The sequence below is a fragment of the Coriobacteriia bacterium genome (assembly GCA_041658765.1).
Classification (GTDB): Bacteria; Actinomycetota; Coriobacteriia; order Anaerosomatales; family JBAZZO01; genus JBAZZO01.
This window is the reverse complement of record JBAZZO010000004.1, coordinates 18,249-36,428: the sequence shown is the minus strand read 5'-3', so window position 1 is coordinate 36,428 and position 18,180 is coordinate 18,249. Positions and strand designations below refer to the sequence as shown.

Annotated in this window: 17 protein-coding genes; 8 read left to right on the top strand and 9 right to left on the bottom strand. The window is 70.1% G+C overall.

Annotated elements, in window-relative coordinates:
* Positions 1–7: 7 nt before the first annotated feature.
* The 8 genes from WC971_03650 to WC971_03615 are packed head-to-tail and all read left to right on the top strand — an operon-like array spanning position 8 to position 8,884.
* Positions 8–775 carry an ABC transporter ATP-binding protein gene (locus tag WC971_03650; protein MFA5843906.1) on the top strand — a complete coding sequence of 256 codons (768 nt, stop codon included), beginning with the start codon at positions 8–10 and terminating at the stop codon, positions 773–775.
* Positions 772–1,410: a hypothetical protein gene (locus tag WC971_03645; GenBank protein ID MFA5843905.1), complete on the top strand. Its 639-nt coding sequence runs from the start codon at positions 772–774 to the stop codon at positions 1,408–1,410. Before WC971_03650 ends, WC971_03645 begins: the two co-directional genes overlap by 4 nt.
* Before the next feature lie 2 nt (positions 1,411–1,412).
* A complete protein-coding gene (locus WC971_03640; protein ID MFA5843904.1) occupies positions 1,413–3,899 on the top strand; it encodes a carbamoyltransferase HypF in 2,487 nt (828 codons plus the stop codon).
* Between the two features lie 30 nt (positions 3,900–3,929).
* Positions 3,930–4,160, top strand: coding sequence for a HypC/HybG/HupF family hydrogenase formation chaperone (locus WC971_03635; GenBank protein MFA5843903.1), 231 nt, complete (start codon positions 3,930–3,932; stop codon positions 4,158–4,160).
* A 6-nt stretch (positions 4,161–4,166) separates the two neighbouring features.
* Positions 4,167–5,261, top strand: coding sequence for a hydrogenase formation protein HypD (gene hypD / locus WC971_03630; protein MFA5843902.1), 1,095 nt, complete (start codon positions 4,167–4,169; stop codon positions 5,259–5,261).
* 1 nt (position 5,262) lies between these two features.
* Positions 5,263–6,273, top strand: a complete 1,011-nt coding sequence (gene hypE, locus WC971_03625) for a hydrogenase expression/formation protein HypE (protein MFA5843901.1) — start codon at positions 5,263–5,265, stop codon at positions 6,271–6,273.
* Between the two features lie 27 nt (positions 6,274–6,300).
* Positions 6,301–7,254, top strand: coding sequence for a DMT family transporter (locus tag WC971_03620; protein MFA5843900.1), 954 nt, complete (start codon positions 6,301–6,303; stop codon positions 7,252–7,254).
* A 28-nt stretch (positions 7,255–7,282) separates the two neighbouring features.
* The gene (locus WC971_03615) at positions 7,283–8,884 is read left to right on the top strand and encodes a glucose-6-phosphate isomerase (protein ID MFA5843899.1); all 1,602 of its coding nucleotides are present in this window, start codon (positions 7,283–7,285) and stop codon (positions 8,882–8,884) included.
* Here the strand turns inward: WC971_03615 and WC971_03610 are convergent.
* From WC971_03610 to WC971_03570, 9 genes are all read right to left on the bottom strand, one after another.
* A complete protein-coding gene (locus WC971_03610; GenBank protein MFA5843898.1) occupies positions 8,865–9,332 on the bottom strand; it encodes a metallophosphoesterase family protein in 468 nt (155 codons plus the stop codon). The two genes, WC971_03615 and WC971_03610, sit on opposite strands and share 20 nt — an antisense overlap.
* Positions 9,332–10,042 carry a LytTR family DNA-binding domain-containing protein gene (locus WC971_03605; protein ID MFA5843897.1) on the bottom strand — a complete coding sequence of 237 codons (711 nt, stop codon included), beginning with the start codon at positions 10,040–10,042 and terminating at the stop codon, positions 9,332–9,334. The genes WC971_03610 and WC971_03605 overlap by 1 nt, the downstream gene beginning before the upstream one ends.
* Position 10,043: 1 nt before the next feature.
* Positions 10,044–11,369, bottom strand: coding sequence for a histidine kinase (locus WC971_03600; protein MFA5843896.1), 1,326 nt, complete (start codon positions 11,367–11,369; stop codon positions 10,044–10,046).
* Positions 11,366–12,199 carry a GNAT family N-acetyltransferase gene (locus tag WC971_03595; protein MFA5843895.1) on the bottom strand — a complete coding sequence of 278 codons (834 nt, stop codon included), beginning with the start codon at positions 12,197–12,199 and terminating at the stop codon, positions 11,366–11,368. The genes WC971_03600 and WC971_03595 overlap by 4 nt, the downstream gene beginning before the upstream one ends.
* Complete coding sequence (locus WC971_03590; protein MFA5843894.1) at positions 12,196–12,972, bottom strand: sulfite exporter TauE/SafE family protein; 777 nt, start codon at positions 12,970–12,972, stop codon at positions 12,196–12,198. The genes WC971_03595 and WC971_03590 overlap by 4 nt, the downstream gene beginning before the upstream one ends.
* Before the next feature lie 5 nt (positions 12,973–12,977).
* A complete protein-coding gene (locus tag WC971_03585) occupies positions 12,978–14,219 on the bottom strand; it encodes a hypothetical protein (protein ID MFA5843893.1) in 1,242 nt (413 codons plus the stop codon).
* 82 nt (positions 14,220–14,301) lie between these two features.
* Positions 14,302–15,321, bottom strand: a complete 1,020-nt coding sequence (gene amrS / locus WC971_03580; protein ID MFA5843892.1) for an AmmeMemoRadiSam system radical SAM enzyme — start codon at positions 15,319–15,321, stop codon at positions 14,302–14,304.
* A complete protein-coding gene (locus WC971_03575; protein ID MFA5843891.1) occupies positions 15,293–15,925 on the bottom strand; it encodes a QueT transporter family protein in 633 nt (210 codons plus the stop codon). Before WC971_03575 ends, amrS begins: the two co-directional genes overlap by 29 nt.
* 29 nt (positions 15,926–15,954) lie before the next feature.
* Positions 15,955–18,093, bottom strand: a complete 2,139-nt coding sequence (locus WC971_03570) for an HD domain-containing phosphohydrolase (GenBank protein ID MFA5843890.1) — start codon at positions 18,091–18,093, stop codon at positions 15,955–15,957.
* Between the last annotated feature and the right edge of the window lie 87 nt (positions 18,094–18,180).

The following is an 18,180-nucleotide window of genomic DNA, read 5'->3' as shown; positions in this document are numbered from 1 at the left end:
ACACGAGATGCAGATCCCCGCGCTCGAGCTCATCGGACTCAGCCACCGCTATCCGGACGGGACCCTCGCGCTCGACGGGATCGACCTGTCGGTGCTCGCGGGCGAGTCCGTCGCGCTGCTCGGGCCGAACGGAGCGGGGAAGTCGACGCTCATGCTGCACGCGAACGGCGTGTTGCGACCGAGTAGCGGGACGGTGGCGGTCGACGGCGTCGGGATCGAGGACGCGACCGTGCGCGAGGTGCGGCTCCGCGTGGGGCTCGTCTTCCAGGATCCCGACGACCAGCTCTTCATGACGAGCGTCTACGACGACGTCGCGTTCGGGCCGCTCAACATGGGCCTTCCGCCCGACGAGGCCGATCGGCGCGCACACGAAGCGCTGCATGCCGTCGGCCTGGCCGACCAGGCGAGCCGACCGGCCCAGCACCTGAGCTTCGGTCAGCGCAAGCGCATCGCCCTGGCGACGGTGTTGGCGATGGACCCCTCCCTGCTCGTGCTCGACGAGCCGACGAGCAACCTCGACCCGCGTGCTCGCCGCGACATGATCGCCCTCATCACATCGCTGCGGGTGACTCGACTCGTCGCGACGCACGACATGGATCTCGCATGGGAGTTGTGCGAGAGAGCGGTCATCCTCGACGCCGGACGCGTGGCGGCCGACGGACCGTGCAAGGACGTCCTCTCCGACGAGGCGCTGCTCTTCGCGCACGGGCTCGAGACCCCGCCCTCGGCGCGCGCCGGCCGCCCCTGCGCGGCGCCTGGTACAATCCGGCCATGAAGAAGCACCACACCGTCTTCGCCACCCCCACCGGCGACACCCCCGCCTACCACGAGTGCCCGGCATGCGGCTTCCTCTCCGGCGACCAGCGTTTCGCGGACTCGGAGAGCGCGTGCCCGCACTGCGGCTCGAAGGGCGGCAAGCGCAGGACGTTCCCGACCGAGCGCGTCCGCCGCCTCGACCGGCGCATCCGCTCCTATCACGCCCAGGGGGAGTCCGAGGTCGTCGTCATCCTCGCCGCCGCGTTCCTCGAGGCGATCCTCGAGGACATCCTCGACCGCATCCTCGAGGCGCACGGCGCGGACATGGACGTGCGCCGCGCGCTCATGGACGGGCAACGAGCCATCGGGATGCGCATCGGCAAGATCTTCCCGCAGCTGACCGGTGAGGAGTTCGAGGACGCGGCGGCCGAGCTCGGTTACCGCGAATTCCCCAGGCGCTGGAGAGACATGCGCGAGTGCCGCAACGCCTTCATCCACGACTCGCCGTTCAACGGCCCGCAGGAGTCGCTCGACGAGCACATGGCCGTCGAGGCGATGGACCTGCTCGACCAGGCGTACAAGCTCTTCGTGCTCATCAACAACCGCTTCGTCGCCGACGGATACCGCCGCCGCACAGCGCCCTCCAAGGCCTGACCGTGTCAGAGGCGCTCTCACTGCACGTGACCGGTGTGGTGCAGGGCGTCGGGTTCCGTCCGTTCGTCTACAACCTCGCGCGCTCGATGGGGCTCTCCGGGTGGGTCCGCAACGCATCCGACGGCGTGTGGGTCCATGTCGAGGGAGAAGGCGACGCCGTCGCGTCGTTCCCTCGCGCGGTCGAGACGCAGGCCCCCGTCATGGCGGTCGTGCAGTCGGTGACCGTTCGCGAGACGGAGCCGGAAGGCGCGGACGGCTTCCGCATAGTCGCTTCCGAGGCCGAGGACGGCGCCATGACGCTCGTCTCGCCGGACATCGCGACGTGCGGCGCCTGCATCGCCGAGCTGGCCGACCCCGCCGACCGCCGGTTCCGCTACCCCTTCATCAACTGCACGAACTGCGGGCCGCGCTTCACCATCATCGACGACGTGCCCTACGACCGCCCGCTCACGACGATGCGCGATTTCGCGATGTGCCCCGAGTGCGCAGCCGAATACGGCGACCCTTCGGACCGGCGCTTCCACGCTCAACCCGACGCCTGCCCGGTGTGTGGGCCCCGCCTCTATCTCAACGTCACCGGCACGACGGCGTCCACGCCGCTTCCCGAGGACGCCGGATGGTCGCCTATGGTGGAGACCTCGCCCCGGCCGCACCGCGACCCCGCCGCCGAACGTGTACGCACGGAGGCCATCCTCGGTGCGGCCGAGCGCCTCCTTCTCGATGGGCACATCCTCGCGATCAAGGGCCTCGGCGGCTTCCACCTCGCGTGCGACGCGACGAACGAGACCGCCGTCGCTCGCCTGAGAGAGCGGAAGCGGCGCTGGGGCAAGCCGCTCGCGGTGATGTTCCCCGACCTCACGTCGATAGCCGGCACGTGCGAGCTCGGCCGCGAAGAGGAATCGCTCCTGAGCGGCCCCGTCCGCCCGATCGTCCTGCTGCGCCTGCTCGAGCACGGAGCCCCGGGGGCGGAGGCACCCCTCCGGGCGAGCTCCGCGCTACGGCCGAGCCCTTCGGTCTCGACCTGCGCTCCGAATCGCCCGTCGGAGTCCTCCGCCCCCGGAGCGAGAATCGCTCCCGGGGCGATCGCGCCGTCGGTGGCGCCGGGGCTGCGGGAGATCGGGGCGGTGCTGCCGTACACGCCCCTGCATCACGTCCTCCTGACCGACCTCGGCCGGCCGCTCGTGATGACCTCGGGGAACCTCTCCGACGAACCGATCGCGATGGAGAACGCCGAGGCGCTCGTCCGGCTTGCGGACATCGCGGACGCGTTCCTCCTCCACGATCGCGGCATCCGCTCGCGCTACGACGACTCGGTCGTGCGCGTCGTCGCCGGTTCGGTCGAGCCCGTCCGCAGAGCCCGCGGCTATGCGCCCTTCCCGCTGGCCCTGCCGTTCGAGACCGACATCGACATCCTCGGCGCGGGCCCCGAGCAGAAGCACACCTTCGCGCTGCTGAAGGGCGGTCACGCGTTCGTCTCGCAGCACATCGGCGACCTCGAGGACGCCGAGACCCTCGCGCACTTCGAGCGCACGCTCCTGCTCTACGAGCGGCTCTTCCGGGTGCAGCCGGCGCTCGTCGCCCACGACCTCCACCCCGAGTATCTCTCGACGAAGCTCGCACGGACGCTCGGCCTGCCGCTCGTAGGCGTGCAGCATCATCACGCGCACATCGTGAGCGTCACCGCCGAACACGGCGTGAGCGACCTCGTCGTCGGGGTGGCGTTCGACGGCACGGGCTACGGGACCGACGGTCACATCTGGGGAGGCGAGGTGCTGCTCAGCCGGTGGGACTCCTTCGAACGCTTCGCGCATCTCGCCGAGGTCCCGCTCGTCGGCGGTGCCGCCGCGGTCCGTCGGCCCGCGCGCATGGCGATCGGGCTGCTCGCGGGGCTCGGCGAAGGCCTGCTCGACCATCCCGGAGCGGACGCGCTGCGTTCGCGCCTCGCCGAGAACGAGGAGGCCACGCTGCTGCGCATGATCGAGAGGGGCGTGAACTCCCCGCCGACATCGTCGATGGGACGCCTCTTCGATGCGGTGGCGGCGCTCGCAGGCGTGCGCGACGACGCGCTCTACGAGGGCCAGGCCGCGATCGAGCTCGAGGCCCTCGCCGACACCTCCGCAGAAGGAGCATACCGGTTCGGACTCGAAGGGGACGGGCCGGTCGTCATCGATCCGCGTCCGGTGGTGTCGGCACTCCTCGACGACATGGCACATGGCGTGCTGCCTTCCACGGTGTCGGCTCGCTTCCATCGCGCGGTCGCGGAGGTTATCATCAGGGTCGCTGGCCTTGCGGCCGAGCATGCCGACGTGCGCCATGTCGCTCTCGCCGGGGGGGTCTTCATGAACCGCCTAGTCCTCGGTGACGCACTACGGGGAGTGGCCGAGTCAGGCCTCGTCCCTCTGACGCACGTAAGACTTCCCGCCAACGACGGCGGGATATCGTTCGGCCAGGCCGTAGCGGCTTGGGCCGGACGCCATACGGTCCGGTAGCGCCGCCGCCTTCGAGGAGGACACCACCACATGTGTCTAGCCATACCAGCGAAGATAGTCTCGATCAACGAGAACGACATGGCCGCCGTCGACATCATGGGCGTCGTGCGCCACGTGAGCCTGGGCCTCGTGCCCGAAGCGCACGCGGGCGACCACGTGCTCGTGCATGCGGGGTTCGCGATCCAGGTCGTCGACGAGGAATACGCCACCGAGACGCTGCAGATGTTGAAGGATCTCGACATCCTCGAAGCAGAGGTCTGAGACCGGATGGACGTCACGGCCGGCTTCCGTGACCCCGACATCGCCCGGGGGTTGATCCGCGCCCTTGCGGAGACGGCGACGGTGCCCGCGAAGCTCATGGAGGTCTGCGGGACCCACACCGTGGCGATCGCGAAGCACGGCCTGCGCGGCGTCATGCCACCGACCGTGACGCTCATGTCCGGACCCGGGTGTCCCGTCTGCGTGACCGCCAACCGCGACATCGACCTCGCCATCGAGGTCGGCCGCCAGCCGGGCGTCATCCTCACCACCTTCGGCGACATGATGAAGGTCCCCGGCAGCTACGCCTCGCTCTCGAGCGAGAAGGCCGACGGACGCGACATCCGCGTCGTCTACTCGCCGCTCGGCTCGCTCGACCTCGCGGAACGCGAGCCTGAGCGCCAGGTGGTCTTCCTCGGAGTCGGTTTCGAGACCACCGCCCCTACTGTCGCGCTCACGATCGAGGAGGCACGCCGGCGTGGCCTGACGAACTGGTCGGTGCTGCCGATGCACAAGACCGTCCCCGAAGCGCTGCGCGCGCTCGTCAACGACCCCGACGTCGCCGTCAACGGCTTCATCCTGCCGGGTCACGTCTCGACCATAATCGGCATCGAGCCGTACCGGTTCCTCGCGCAGGAGTTCGGCGTTCCGAGCGTCATCACCGGCTTCGAGCCGATCGACGTGCTCCAGGGCGTCCTCATGCTGGCGACCCAGATCCGTGACGGCCGCGCCGAGGTCGAGATCGCCTACACGCGAGGCGTCTCGCCGGAGGGCAACAGGGCAGCCGTCGCCAAGATGGAGACCGTCTTCGAACCCTGCGACGCGGAGTGGAGGGGCATCGGCGTCATACCGGGCACCGGCCTCGCCGTGCGCGAGGCGTTCGCGGACCTCGACGCGACCCGCCGCTTCGACGTGACGCCGCCCGAGCCGCGGGAGATCAAGGGCTGTCAGTGCGGCGAGGTCCTGCGCGGCATCACGCTGCCGTTCGATTGCCGTCTCTTCGCGAAGTCCTGCACACCGGAGCACCCCATCGGTCCGTGCATGGTCTCCTCGGAGGGCTCGTGCGCCGCCTACTACCGCTACACCGACTTCGGGAAGGCCTGATATGGCGGGCGACCGCATCCTTCTCGCTCACGGCAGCGGCGGCACGATGATGCGCGACCTGATCCAGGACGTCTTCATGCGCGGATTCGGGGACGACATCCTCGCTCGCATGGACGACGCAGCCTCCCTCGAGATGCCGGGGACGAGCATCGCCTTCTCGACCGACACGTACGTCGTCGACCCGCTCTTCTTCCCCGGAGGCGACATCGGACGCCTCGCGGTGTGCGGCACCGTCAACGATATCGCGACCGCGGGAGCCGTCCCTCTCTACCTCTCGGTCGGCTTCGTCCTCGAGGAAGGTCTGCCCGTAGACGACCTGCGACGCATCCTGGTCTCGATGGCCGAAGCGGCGAGCGAGGCGGGCGTGCGCATCGTCACCGGCGACACGAAGGTCGTCCAGAAGGGTCACGGCGACGGCTGCTACATCAACACCGCGGGCGTCGGCGCCCTTCCCGAGGGACGCGATCTGTCGGGGAGCCACTGCCGTCCGGGCGACGCAGTCCTCCTCTCCGGCACGCTCGGCGACCACGGCATCGCCGTCATCTCCACACGCGAGGGGCTTTCGTTCGAGACCGACATCGTCTCCGACGCGGCGCCGCTCAACCGCCTCGTCGCCGCCGTGATCGACGCGGCGCCGAACGTGCGCTGCTTCCGCGACCCGACGCGGGGAGGCCTCGCGTCCACGCTCAACGAGCTCGCGAGCGCCTCGGGCGTCTCGATCACCGTCGACGAGACGGCGGTGCCCGTGCGCCCGCAGGTGCGTGGAGCGTGCGAGATGCTCGGATACGACGTCTTCCAGGTCGCGAACGAAGGGAAGATGGTCGCCGTCGTGCCGTCCGACGAGGCCGAGGCCGCACTCCTGGCGATGCGCTCGGCCCCCTATGGCGAGGAAGCATCCATCGTCGGCGAGGTCGCGGCCGAGCCGCCTCGCAGGGTCTACGTGCGCACGACCTTCGGGGCGACGCGGATCATGGACATGCTCGTCGGGGAGCAGCTCCCGCGCATCTGCTGACGCCGGACGGTCTGCTACGCTGGCCGTATGACCGAACCCGAATCCCGGCGCGACAGCGCCTCCGGCCTGGCACGCATCGCTTTCGCTGGTGTCGTATGGGGCACCATCCCGCTGATGCTGAGAGCCGCGGACGGCGCCTCGGTCGTCAAGGTCTTCTACAGGGTCGTCTTCGCAGCCGTCGCGGTCCTTGCGTGGATGGCCGTCACGAAGCGGCTCGACGAGGTCGCGCGTCTCCCGCGTCGCAAGCTCGCCCAGATCGTGGGGCAGGGCGCGATACTGACGCTCAACTGGTTCCTCTTCTTCTCGGCTCTCGACATGACGAACGTCGCGACCGCCGAGTTGCTCGGCTACACCGGACCCGTCTTCGTCGCGGCACTCGCCCCGTTCGTCACCGGCGAGCGTTTCGACCGCCGGATCGCCGTGCCGCTCGCGCTCTCGCTCGGCGGCATCGTCGTCATCCTCGCGCCGCAGGGCCTCGGCGTGGGCACGAGGCGCGAGATGCTGGGGGCCGTCTTCGCCTTCTGCTCGTCGCTGACGTACGCGACGCTGCTCCTGCGCAGCAAGCGCATCCTGCGCGGCGTCTCGGGCTCGACTCTCATGCTCGTCGAGTACGGGGTGGCGGCCACCCTCCTGCTGCCGTTCGTGGTCGTCCTCTCGCTGCGCGGGCAGGGACCCTCGAACGGCCGCGCGTTCGCGGCGCTGGCCGTCCTCGGGCTCGTGCAGACGGCCTTCGCGGGAATCGTCTTCCTCGGCGGGCTCCGCCGGGTGCGCACGGACCGCGCCGCGATACTCACGTACGCCGAGCCCGTCAGCGCCGTGCTCTTCGCGTCGCTCTTCCTCGGAGAGCCGCTGACCGCCGCGACCGTCACGGGCGGTGCGCTCGTCGTGGCGGGCGGCCTGCTCGTCGCTCGCCTGGCGCCGGTCTCCTCCGTCGAAGCGCCGGCGATGGCCTTCGACCACACACGACCCGAGGACGGGTAACATCGACATGTACCGAGAGGAGACCCCGATGGACGCCGCCGCACGCCTGCTCGCCTCCGACGCCGCGGCCCGGCTCGCGCGCCGCGACCCGGCGCTCTGGGCCGCCGACGCGGCAGGAGCCGCGCGCGTTCGCGAACGCCTCGGCTGGACGCGCCTCGCCACCGACGCGGCACGGCTCCTGCCGGAGCTCGCCGCGCTCGTCGACCACGCCCGCGGTCTCGACGTCTCCGACGTCGTCCTGCTCGGCATGGGCGGCTCGTCGCTCGCCCCGCTCGTGCTCTCGCGGGTCCTGGGCACCGCGCCCGGCGCCGCGCGGCTGACCGTTCTCGACACGACGTCTCCCCGCTCGGTCCGCGACGCGCTCGACCGTCTCGACCCTCGACGCGCGCTCGTCATCGTCTCGAGCAAGTCGGGGACGACGATCGAGCCGCTCTCCCTCTACGCCATCCTGCGCGCGTGGGCCGACGAGGCGCTCGGCAGACGCGAGGCGGGCGGGCGCTTCGTCGCGATCACCGACCCCGGCTCGCCTCTCGTCTCGCTGGCGCGCGACGAAGGCTTCGCGATGTCGTTGCCGGCTCCGCCCGACGTCGGCGGACGGTTCTCCGCGCTGACGGTCTTCGGCCTGGCGCCGGCCGCGCTGATCGGTGCCGACCTGCCCGCGCTCCTCTCGCGCGCGGAAGCGATGGAGAAGGCGTGCGCCGCATCCGGCGGGCCCGCCGCCGAGCTCGCCGCCTTCATCGGCGACGCTCTGGCGTCAGGCAGGGACAAGCTCACGATCGCGTGCTCCGCCGAGTTCGCCGCCTTCGGGCTCTGGGCCGAGCAGTTGCTCGCCGAGTCCACCGGAAAGGGAGGCGCTGGCGTCGTCCCGATCCTCGCCGGACCGCGAGGGACGCCGGCTGGCGTGGCCTCGGACGCCGCTGCCGTGCTCGTCCGCTCGACTCGGGACACCGCCATCACCGCCTGGACGGCGGCGCTACCGCCCGGCACCCCCGTGCTCGACCTCGCGCTCGACTCCCCTCTCGACCTCGCGGCCGAGTTCGTGCGATGGGAGTACGCGACCGCGCTCGTGGGACACCTCATGGGGATCGACCCGTTCGACCAGCCGGATGTCGCACGCGCCAAGTCCGCGACCGAGGCGATCCTGGCGGGGACTCTCGTCGCGCCGGCGACCGCCGCCGGCGATCCCGCGAGCGCGCTGCGCCCGGTGCTCGCCGCGGTCCGGCCGGGGGACTACCTCGCCGTCCTCGCCTACCTGCCGGATGACGACCATCTGCTCGCCCCGTTGCGCGACTCGTTGTCCGCCGCCGGCGCCTCTCTCGGCGTGGCGACATGCCTCGAGGTGGGCCCGCGCTACCTCCACTCCACCGGTCAGCTGCACAAGGGCGGCCCCGACGAAGGGGTCTTCATCGTCCTGACGACGCGCGACGCCACCGACGTCCCCGTCCCAGGCCGCGGATGGGGCTTGCGCGCGCTTTTTGGGGCGCAGGCGGACGGCGATCTCGCGACGCTCGCATCGCTCGGGCGAAGGGTGGCGCGCTTCGACCTCCAGGACGCCGACGCCGAGAACGTCGCCGGCTTCTCCCGCGCGCTCACCGAGGCGGCTCGAACGATCAGACCGTCACGATCCTGACGGTCACGTCGCCGTCCTCGACGAGAGCGAGCGCGATCGTCGGCAGCGCGTCGTCGGGGGGCCGGCTCGCCGAGCCGGGGTTCACGAAGATCACGCCGTGCGCGGACTCGATCTCCGCGACGTGCGTGTGCCCGGTGACGACGACGCGCACTCCGTCCGGCGCGCCACGTGCGGTCAGCCGGCCGCGGACGTGCCCGACCAGGAAGCGCACCCCGCCCAGCGTGACGTCCGCGACAGCCGGAAGCGCGCCCACCACGGGACCGGCGTCCATGTTGCCCCGCACGGCCGTCGTCGGAGCGATCGCCTCGAGCTCACCGAGCACCGCGGCCGAGCCGACATCGCCGGCATGCAGGATGTGGTCGACTCCCGCGAGCCGAGCGCTCGCTTCCCGAGAGAGCGAACCGTGCGTGTCGGAGACGATACCCACGCGCAGGGCCGGTCCGGCCATCAGAGACCGAGGGCCCGCTTCAGGGCCGGGACGCGCCTGCGGGAAGCCGGCACCTGCGTCGCCGCGGTGTCCTTCAGCGTCAGCAGGAGCGTCCCCCCGTACATCGGCACGACCTCCCGGACCCGCGACAGGTTGACCAGATAGCGCCTGTGCGCACGGAAGAACCCCCGCGATTCGAGCCGGGTCTCGAGCTGCGCCAGCGACAGGGTGGAAAGGTAGCGCCCCTCTTCCGTGAAGACGTATGAGTAGTCGTCGCGCGCCATGACGTAGTCGATGTCGCCGACGTCGAGCAACAACTTGCGCCCGCCTTTCTCGACGGGGACGCGGTCGATCACGCGCTGAGAGGCTTCTTCGGAAGGCGCAAGCCGCTCCAGCGCCTGGCGCAGCCTCCCGACGTCCACCGGCTTCATGAGGTAGTCGACCGCCGCGACCTCGAAGGCCCTGACCGCGTGCTCGCTGTACGCGGTGACGAAGACGACCGCCGGAGGACGGTCGAGGCCCGCGAGGACCTCGGCGAGCTGCATGCCCGAGAGCCCCGGCATGTCGATATCGAGGAAGATGACGTCGAAGGCCGTCGCCTTGATGAGCCGCAGCGCCTCCACGGCGCTGGCCGCCTCGCCTTCGACCCCCGCGCCGCCCGCCTCGCCCAGAAGGAAACGCAGCTCGCTGCGAGCCGGAGCTTCGTCGTCGACGATGAGGGCCTTCAGCATCTCATGCCTCACTCGCGGTCGCCGGGCCCAAGACGATTGAGAGGGTCACCGTGGTGCCGCCGCCGAACACGCTGGCGACGCTGATCCCGCTGCCCGGCCCGAAGTGGCCGCGCAATCTATCGTCCACGTTCTTGAGGGCGATGCCAAGTCCCTTGCCGTAGCCGGGTTCGAGCACGTGGGGCAGGCGCTCCTCCGGGATCCCGAGACCATCGTCGGCCACGCCGAGCGTGAGAAGCTCGCCTCTGCGCGAGGCGCTGATGCGTATCAGCAACGATCCCTCCGGCGGCATCCCGTGCTGCAGCGCATTCTCCACCACAGGCTGTAGCGCGAACGCGGGCACGAGGACGGGCAGCGTGTCTTCGGCGACATCCTCGACGACGCGGATGCGGTCGCCGAACCGCGCACGCTCGAAGCCGAGATAGGAGCGCGTGTACTCGAGCTCTCGGGCAAGGGTCACCATCTCGTCACCCGCCTCCAGCGTGCGGCGATAGAACGTCGCGAACTCCCGGAGCAGATGCCGCGCCTCGGCCGGGTCCGTGCGGATGAGCATGGCGATCGTGTTGATCGTGTTGAAGAGGAAGTGCGGGTTTATCTGCGCCTGAAGGGCCTTGAGCTCCATTCGGCACGCAAGCTCGGTCTGCCGCTCGAGCTCGGAGAGCTCGAGTTGCGTCGAGAGAAGGTAGGCGAGACCCTCCACCATCGTGACCTGCGTCTCGTTGAGCAGGCGCGGGGTGGTGTAGTAGAACTTGAGGGTGCCCGCGGGCCTGCCGCGCATCTCGAGCGGCACCACGATCGCCGCCGCCAGCATGCAGTCCCTCCTGGGGCAGCCGATCTCCTCCTTCGAAGAGAGTATGCGGTGCTCGTTGTGCTCGAGCGCCTCCCTCGTCGCCCTCGTGAGGATCGGCCCACCGATGGTGTGATGGTCCTCGCCGATCCCCGCGAAACCGAGCACCCTCTCCGTGTCGGTGATCGCGACGGCGTCCGCCTCACTCTCCAGATACGCGAGACGGCATACGGCGCCTGCCGTCTCTTCGTCGAGGCCCTTCCTCAAGTGCGCCAGGCTCTGGGTCGCGATGCGGAGGATCTGCTCCGACTGCATCGCGCGCAGATGGTCGGGACGCGAGGCGAAACGGGCGACGAGGGTGCCGGCGGCCACGACGAGGAGTCCGACGACCGCCGCGACGACGGCGTAGCGCGGCACCTCCACGACGAGCGAGGCCAGCGCGACGAGGCCGATGACGGTGGTGGCGCCGACGAGCGTCAGGTCGACGAAGACACTGCGGGAAGGGAGCGCGGCACGGATCCGCTCGAGCCGTCCGACGATCATCCCGGCCCCGGACCTTCATCGATGGGGAAGACCATCCGGCCGGCCATCTCGCGGAAGCCGGCGGCGGCGTACAGACGGCGCGAAGCCGCGTTGTCCGTCTGCGTGCACAACATCACGGAGACCGCCCCCGCTCGGGCCGAGTACGCTATCGCGTCACTGAGAAGCGCGCGCCCCACCCCGCGGTTGCGCGCGTCCGGACGGACGGCGAGACGGTTGACCATACCCTCGTCGGCCGTGACGGTGCACAGAGTATAGCCGATGAGCCCGCTGGCGCTCTCAGCCAGGGCGAGCCGCTCCTCCGCGACGTAGCGCATCAGATGCACGGCGTCGTAGCGCCAGAACAGGTCGAAGCACGAAGTGTCGAGATCGAGCAGGTCCGGCAGGTCCGCCGCCGTGCCGAGCCGGAGACCGACGCCCTCCGGCATCGAGAGTCCGGGCTTGTGGCGCCCAGGCCTGTCGAGACGCAGGGTGATCGTCCGCTGAGCGACCCGCATCCCCGCCGCGAGATACGGCCGCGCCGCGTCCTCACAGAGCAGGGGCCCCAGGAGCCGCCCGAGGCCCTGGGCGCGCGCCACCGCCCGCAGGTCCTCGACGGCGACGGCGACCCGACGTGGAGAACACCACAGACCCCGGATGGCCAGCAGGTCCAGGTGGTCGCGCCAGCGCTCGACGACGGCGGCCTCCCCGCGGGAGTTGACGCGGACGCGCCAAGGCGCCTCGCCGCGGAAGGTCTCGAACGCGGCCGAGTCCGGGAAGATACGCGCGGTGCGCGCCGCGTTCCAGACGGCCGGCAGATCCTCGTCGGAGGCCGGTCTCATCGATGCGCTCACCTAGCTCCCGCCGAGAGCTCTCCGAACGCGAGCCACAAGGCTGTCGCGAACATCATGACGCCGAAACCCGACCGGACCGAGCGTTCCCGAGCGGCCAGGGTGAGCCGCGCGCCGAGCAGCGCGCCGGGAACGACCCCCGCCGCGAGCTGGAGCGCGAGCCGGCCGTCGATGTGGCCCAGCAGCTGGTGCGCGATCGTGCCCGGCACCGCGAGGACCGCCACGGTCACAAGGCTCGTGCCGACGGCTCGCTTCATCGGGACGCCGAACCATCGGGTGAGCCCCGGTACGATGACGAACCCTCCGCCTAGACCGAGGAAGCCCGAGTAGAGTCCGGCGAGCATGCCTAGCGCGGCGATGCCGAGATGTCCCGGGGGCGTCTCTCCCTGGGGGACTCCCTCGACCACTCGCGCGCGAGAGTCGCCGCGCGCGATGTCGAGCGCCACCCAGGCGACGAACACGGCCGTCACGAGCATGACCGCCCTGCCGCCTACGAGAGAGGAGCACCAGGCGCCCACGAGAGACCCTCCCACGCCCCACATCCCCAAGGCAAGACCGAGGCGGACGTCAGCGTTCCCGTGGCGGGCGTGCGTGAGAGCGCCGACGAGCGCGCCTGGGATGATCACCGGCAGCGGCGTTCCCACCGCGACGAGTGCGGGACGCAGCAGGAGGAGACGGACGGCGGGCGTCGTGACGAGTCCGCCTCCGACACCGAACGCCCCAGAGAGGACCCCGGAGACGAAGCCGACGGCGACCGCCGGCCAGATCCCGCCCACGCGGCTCAGTGACCCCTGACCGGCGGGAAGCGACCGGTGATCGCCGTGCGGTCCATGCGCCGTTCGCCGGTGAAGAGCGACTTGAGCGCCACGTCCTCCCACAAGCGATCCATCATGATGGGCCAGCGCCGCTGGAAGGAGAAGTAGTTGTCGCAGTTCGCACGGGCGTACGCACTCGCGTCGGCGAGAGCTTCCCGCGCGATGCGCAGGTACTCCCTGGGCTCCTGCCCGGAGATGGCGCGCATCAGCGCCGTGGCGACGGATCGCCACACCACCGACGAGCCCATGAACTCCCCGGGGTACGGCTCGAGCGACTCGGCCGATACGGGCCGCAGGTCGACCTGGGATTTCGCGAACTCGATCTTACGGTGCGCGTAGATGAACCGATAGACGTCGCGCCTGAACGCCGCGGCCTCGCTGGGGCGGTCCGGGGGCTGGTGGATGATGGCCCAGTCCCCGTCGAGGAAGACGTCCGCGCCGTGCATGCGCGCGTTGATGACGTAGTCGACGTCCTCCCCCCGCTGGACCCACGGGTCGAACGAGACATTGCAGTACATGTCGCGGTGGAGCGCGAGGCAGCCGCCGAACGCGACCGTGCTGGGCTTGATGCGCGGAGGCGAAGCGACGACGGCGAGCGCGCCGTTGAGCGCGTCCGCCTGACGCCAGAACATGTCGGCCCAGTGGGGTTCGTCGTGACGCTGGTACTGCCCCTCCGAGTCCACGTAGTACCCGCTCTTCGCCAGTATCGGCCGGCCGGCCTCGTCGCGGCTGCCCAGCCCCGCCATCGCGTGCGCCAGGAACGACTCGTCGATGACGATCTGGTCGTCGTCGACGAAGACGACGCCCTCCGAGCCGAGGACCGCCGCCACGAGCAACCCGACGTCGCGCACCGCGCCGTAGCCCGCGAGACCGAGCCCCGACAGCATGTCGGAGAACTCGAGTTGTTCGAGTCGGCGATGGAGTGAGCCGAGCTCGGCGGGCCCGAAAAGCAGGGAGTCGATGCCGGGGAAATCCGCGAGGATGTCCCGCACGCGATCCTCAGCCTCGTGCTCGACGGAAGCCTCGGTCGCCGCGACGATGACGACCACCTTGTCGAGTCCTCGAACGCCGTCGAGAGAACGGAGGCAGTCGGATAGCGTGCTCTTGCCGTCCACCGGGGTAGGGTGGTCGTAGGTGATGGCGTTGGGCGCGGGACGTCCGCGCACCTTCGTCCAGAACGTCGGGATGATCACGCAGGGGCTACTCAAGGGCGTCCGTCCTCCGTCGGCGTCGTCGCGGCCATTCCGGGAGCCGCGAGCGCCTCAACATCATACCGCAGCGGCGTCGGGGTCACCCTTCGATCCCGAGCCCGCGCCCGCATCCCGAGCACGCTCCGCCGGTCACGGCCGCATCCTCCACGCGATACCCGTCACGCCTCAACGCCACGGCGCCGCATCCCGGGCAGACAGTGTCCTCGCCGCCCGGCTCCGAGACGTTGCCCAGGTAGACGAAGTCCAACCCTTCCTCCCGTCCGATCTCCCGCGCGCGCCGCAGCGTCTTGGGCGGCGTCGGTTCGAGATGCGACAGCTCCAGGTATGGGAAGAACCGCGTGACGTGCCACGGAGTACCGGGCCCGAGACGGTCGTGGATCCAAGCCGCGATCGAGCGTAGGGTCTCCTCGTCGTCGTTGATCGTGGGGACGACGTTCGTCACGACCTCGACGTGCATGCCCCAGACGGACTTCGCGCGCTCGGCCATCTCGAAGACGGGCTTCGGCGAGGGCACCTTGCACAACTTCCGGTAGGTGGCGTCGCTGATGCCCTTGACGTCGACGCGCCAGACGTCGATCGCCGAGCCGAACAGGTCGAGGCCCGCCTCGGTCACATAGCCGTTCGTCACCATGACCGTGTAGAGACCCGCATCCTTGCACTCTCGCGACACGTCGAGCACGTACTCCGCCCAGATGACGGGCTCGTTGTACGTGAAGGCCACACCCCGGCAGCCGTGACGGAGCGCGAGCGGCACCACCTCCGCGACGGGGAGGTCTTCGAGTTCTCCGGCGCGGCCGGCATCGCCCGGCGTCGCCCGGCTGATGCTCCAGTTCTGACAGTGCAGGCAGCGCATCGTGCAACCGACGCTGCCGAGCGAGAGGGCGGACGTGCCCGGATGGAAGTGGAAGACCGGCTTCTTCTCGATGGGGTCGACCGCGACCGACGAGACCTTGCCGTACGTGAGCGCCCACAGGACGCCGTCCCGGTTCTCCCGCACCCCGCAGACTCCCCGTGAGCCGTCGGCTATCCTGCACGCGTGGGGACAGAGCAGACAGCGGATCCGCTCGCCTTCACTCGTCCAAAGCAGCGCCTCGCGCATGGTCGCCTCCCCCTCCCCGTTCATTCCCCGGGGAGGCGGACCCGGCCTCGTCTCCCAGCAGACGGCCGATCCCCAGCCTGTCGAGCGCGACGAGCAGCGGCCATCCGAGCCCGTAGACCACGGCGGCCTCCCCGATGCCGACCGCGATCACGCCGAATGCGTACATCGCGGGCCAGCTGCCCTCGATGCTCGTCCCGACGAACGGCAGCGTGTAGAAGCCCAGGCCCCGAAGGAGGAACGGCAGGTATGCCGGAACGATGAGGGCGTTCGCGACGACCGGCCCCGCTAGCGCGAGCGCCCGGCGGCGGCGGAAGCGCCAGGTCCACGCGGCGCCGGCGAGAGTGCCCAGCGAGCCGAAGACCACGTCGAGTAGGGCGACCGGGCCCACCTGCGTGAACATGAAGGCGTTCGCGGCGACCGCGCCGAGCCAGAGGCCGGGGACGGCCGAAGGGGTGAGCACCGCGATGACGGTGACCGCCTCACTCGCGCGGAACTGGACCGGTCCCCATCCGAGTTGTCCGGGCAACTGAAGGACGAGCAGCGTGAGGGCGGCGTAGACCGCGGCGATGAGACCGGCTCGAGCGATATGCCTCGTGGTGACCATCCGGGTATGCTAGCACACCCGACGAAGGGTCAGGACGGCAGTCCGTGACCGTCGCGCGCCTCTCCTGCTCCCCGGACGTGGTCCGCGAACAGTCCCGTCGCGGCGACTCCGGCCCGATGGTCGAGCACGGCGAGGAAGGCGCGCACGACATCGGGGTCGAACTGGGTCCCCGCGCCCGCCTCCAGCTCGATGCGGGCAGCCGAGACGGGCATAGCCGACCGGAAGGTACGGACGGACGTTATCGCGTCGAAGGAGTCGGCGACTGCGAGGATGCGCGCCAGCAGGGGGACGGCTCTTCCCGCGAGACCGGACGGGTAACCCGTCCCGTCCCAACGCTCGTGGTGGTGCATGATGACTGGCGTGACCGCACCGAGGAACTCGATCTGGTCGACGATGCTCGCCCCGATCTCCGCGTGACGCCTGACGTGAGCCATCTCGTCGTCTGTGAGGCGCGTCGGCTTGAGGAGTATCTCCTCGCTCACGCCTATCTTCCCGATGTCGTGGAGCAGACCGGCGAAACGCAGGACCTCGATGTCGTCGTAGGGTAGGCCCAGCTCCTCGCCTATCGCCATCGCGTAGTCCATGACGCGATCGGAGTGCCCGCGCTGGAAGCGCTCGTTCACGTCGAGCGTCGCCGACAGCGCGGTGATCGTCTTCGTCATGTCGTCGCGCATGCGGCGGAAGAGGGACGCCTTCTCGAGGGCGACGGACGCGTGCGAAGCGATGCCGGTCAGGAGTCGCACGTCCCGATAGCCGAACGAACCAGCGGTGGCGTCGGCGATGAAGAGACGTCCGATGAGGATGCCCTTCGCCGTGATGTCCGCCGTGACCACCGACCAGTCCCCCTGCGCCTCCTCGCTCTCGACGAGGCCTCCGCCGGCCGAATGGAATGTCACGTCGCCCGCATCGGGTGCCGCGGCGTCGGAGAGCGCCTCGGCGAGAACGGTCTGGACGTCCCCTTGCGTGACCTGACGGCGCAGGCTCACGTGACGCTCCTCGATACCCCAGCCGAAAAGGACGATGCCGCTCATGTCGCGGTCGAAGGTGTTGTCCACGACGCTCGACAGGAGCGAGACGATGCGCTCCACGTCGATGGTCGCCCCTAGGCTCGCGCCCACGGCGTTGAGCTCCATGAGTTCGACGAGCATGCCCCCGCCCTCGACCTGGGTGTCGAGACCGTCGATCGCGGCGCCGGCGAATTGGCCGAACCGCTCCACGAGCACGAGGTCGCCCGAGCGGACGGGGCCCGCCGACGCGGGTACCTCGAGACTCAGGACGCCGACCACCCGGTCCCCGGCGCGCAACGGGACATGGATCGCGGAGCCGGTGCGACCCGTACCGGCCGCCGACGGTACCGCGTCCCGGCCGCTGATGACCACGGAGCGACCGGTGGAGACGACATGCCCCGGCGTACCCTCGTCGAGCGCCTCGCGCCCGCCCAGACTCGCCGGGTCCCAAGTCCCCGTTACAGCGACCGTCTCCAGTTCGCCGGTCTCGGGACGCACGATCGAGAGAGCGCCACCCGTCGCGTCGACGAGCGTCCGGGCGCGCTCCAGCATCACTCGCGGGAGCGACTCGACGTCGAGCCTGGCGCTCTCGATGTCGCGACGCGCGGCGAAGAGCGCTTCGAGTTCGCGGATCCTCACATCACGGTCCGCGCCCGACAGCGCGTTCGCGATGATCGTCTGCGCCTGCGACACCACGAGACGCACGACGGAGTCGACACGGCGCTTGCCGAGGACGGGTACCGACCTGACGGCGGAACGCGCTACGCCGGGCGTCACCCCGCGAGCGATCATGCGCTGGACGAGGGCGGGGCGGTCCTTCGCAGCGTGCACGAAGCCGCACACCCGGACGTGGCACACGGCCCGGCCATCGACCACGAGCGGCGTGAGCATGACAGGGAGTCCCGCGCGGCAGGTCACTCGACCCGTACGGGTGAGGTCGACGCCGACGACGTCCATGGCGCAGCCGAGACCGACCGACGACGATCCGTCCTCGCCGAGCAGATGGCAGAAGGCGCCGACGGGGCCGAGGTAACCTATGGTGGGTGATTCGAGATCCAACACTGTGACGCTGACACCGAGCGCTTCGAAGAGCGCATCGGCGGTCTGCCGCCACGCCGCTGAGGTGAAGGTGCCTCTCACCACGTCCGCTTCGCTGCCCACCAGGATCCTCTCGAACCGCCGGACATACTACTTCGATGTTTTATCGGCAGTTCTCGGCAGGCCGACGATGGGAAGGCGACGCGCGGT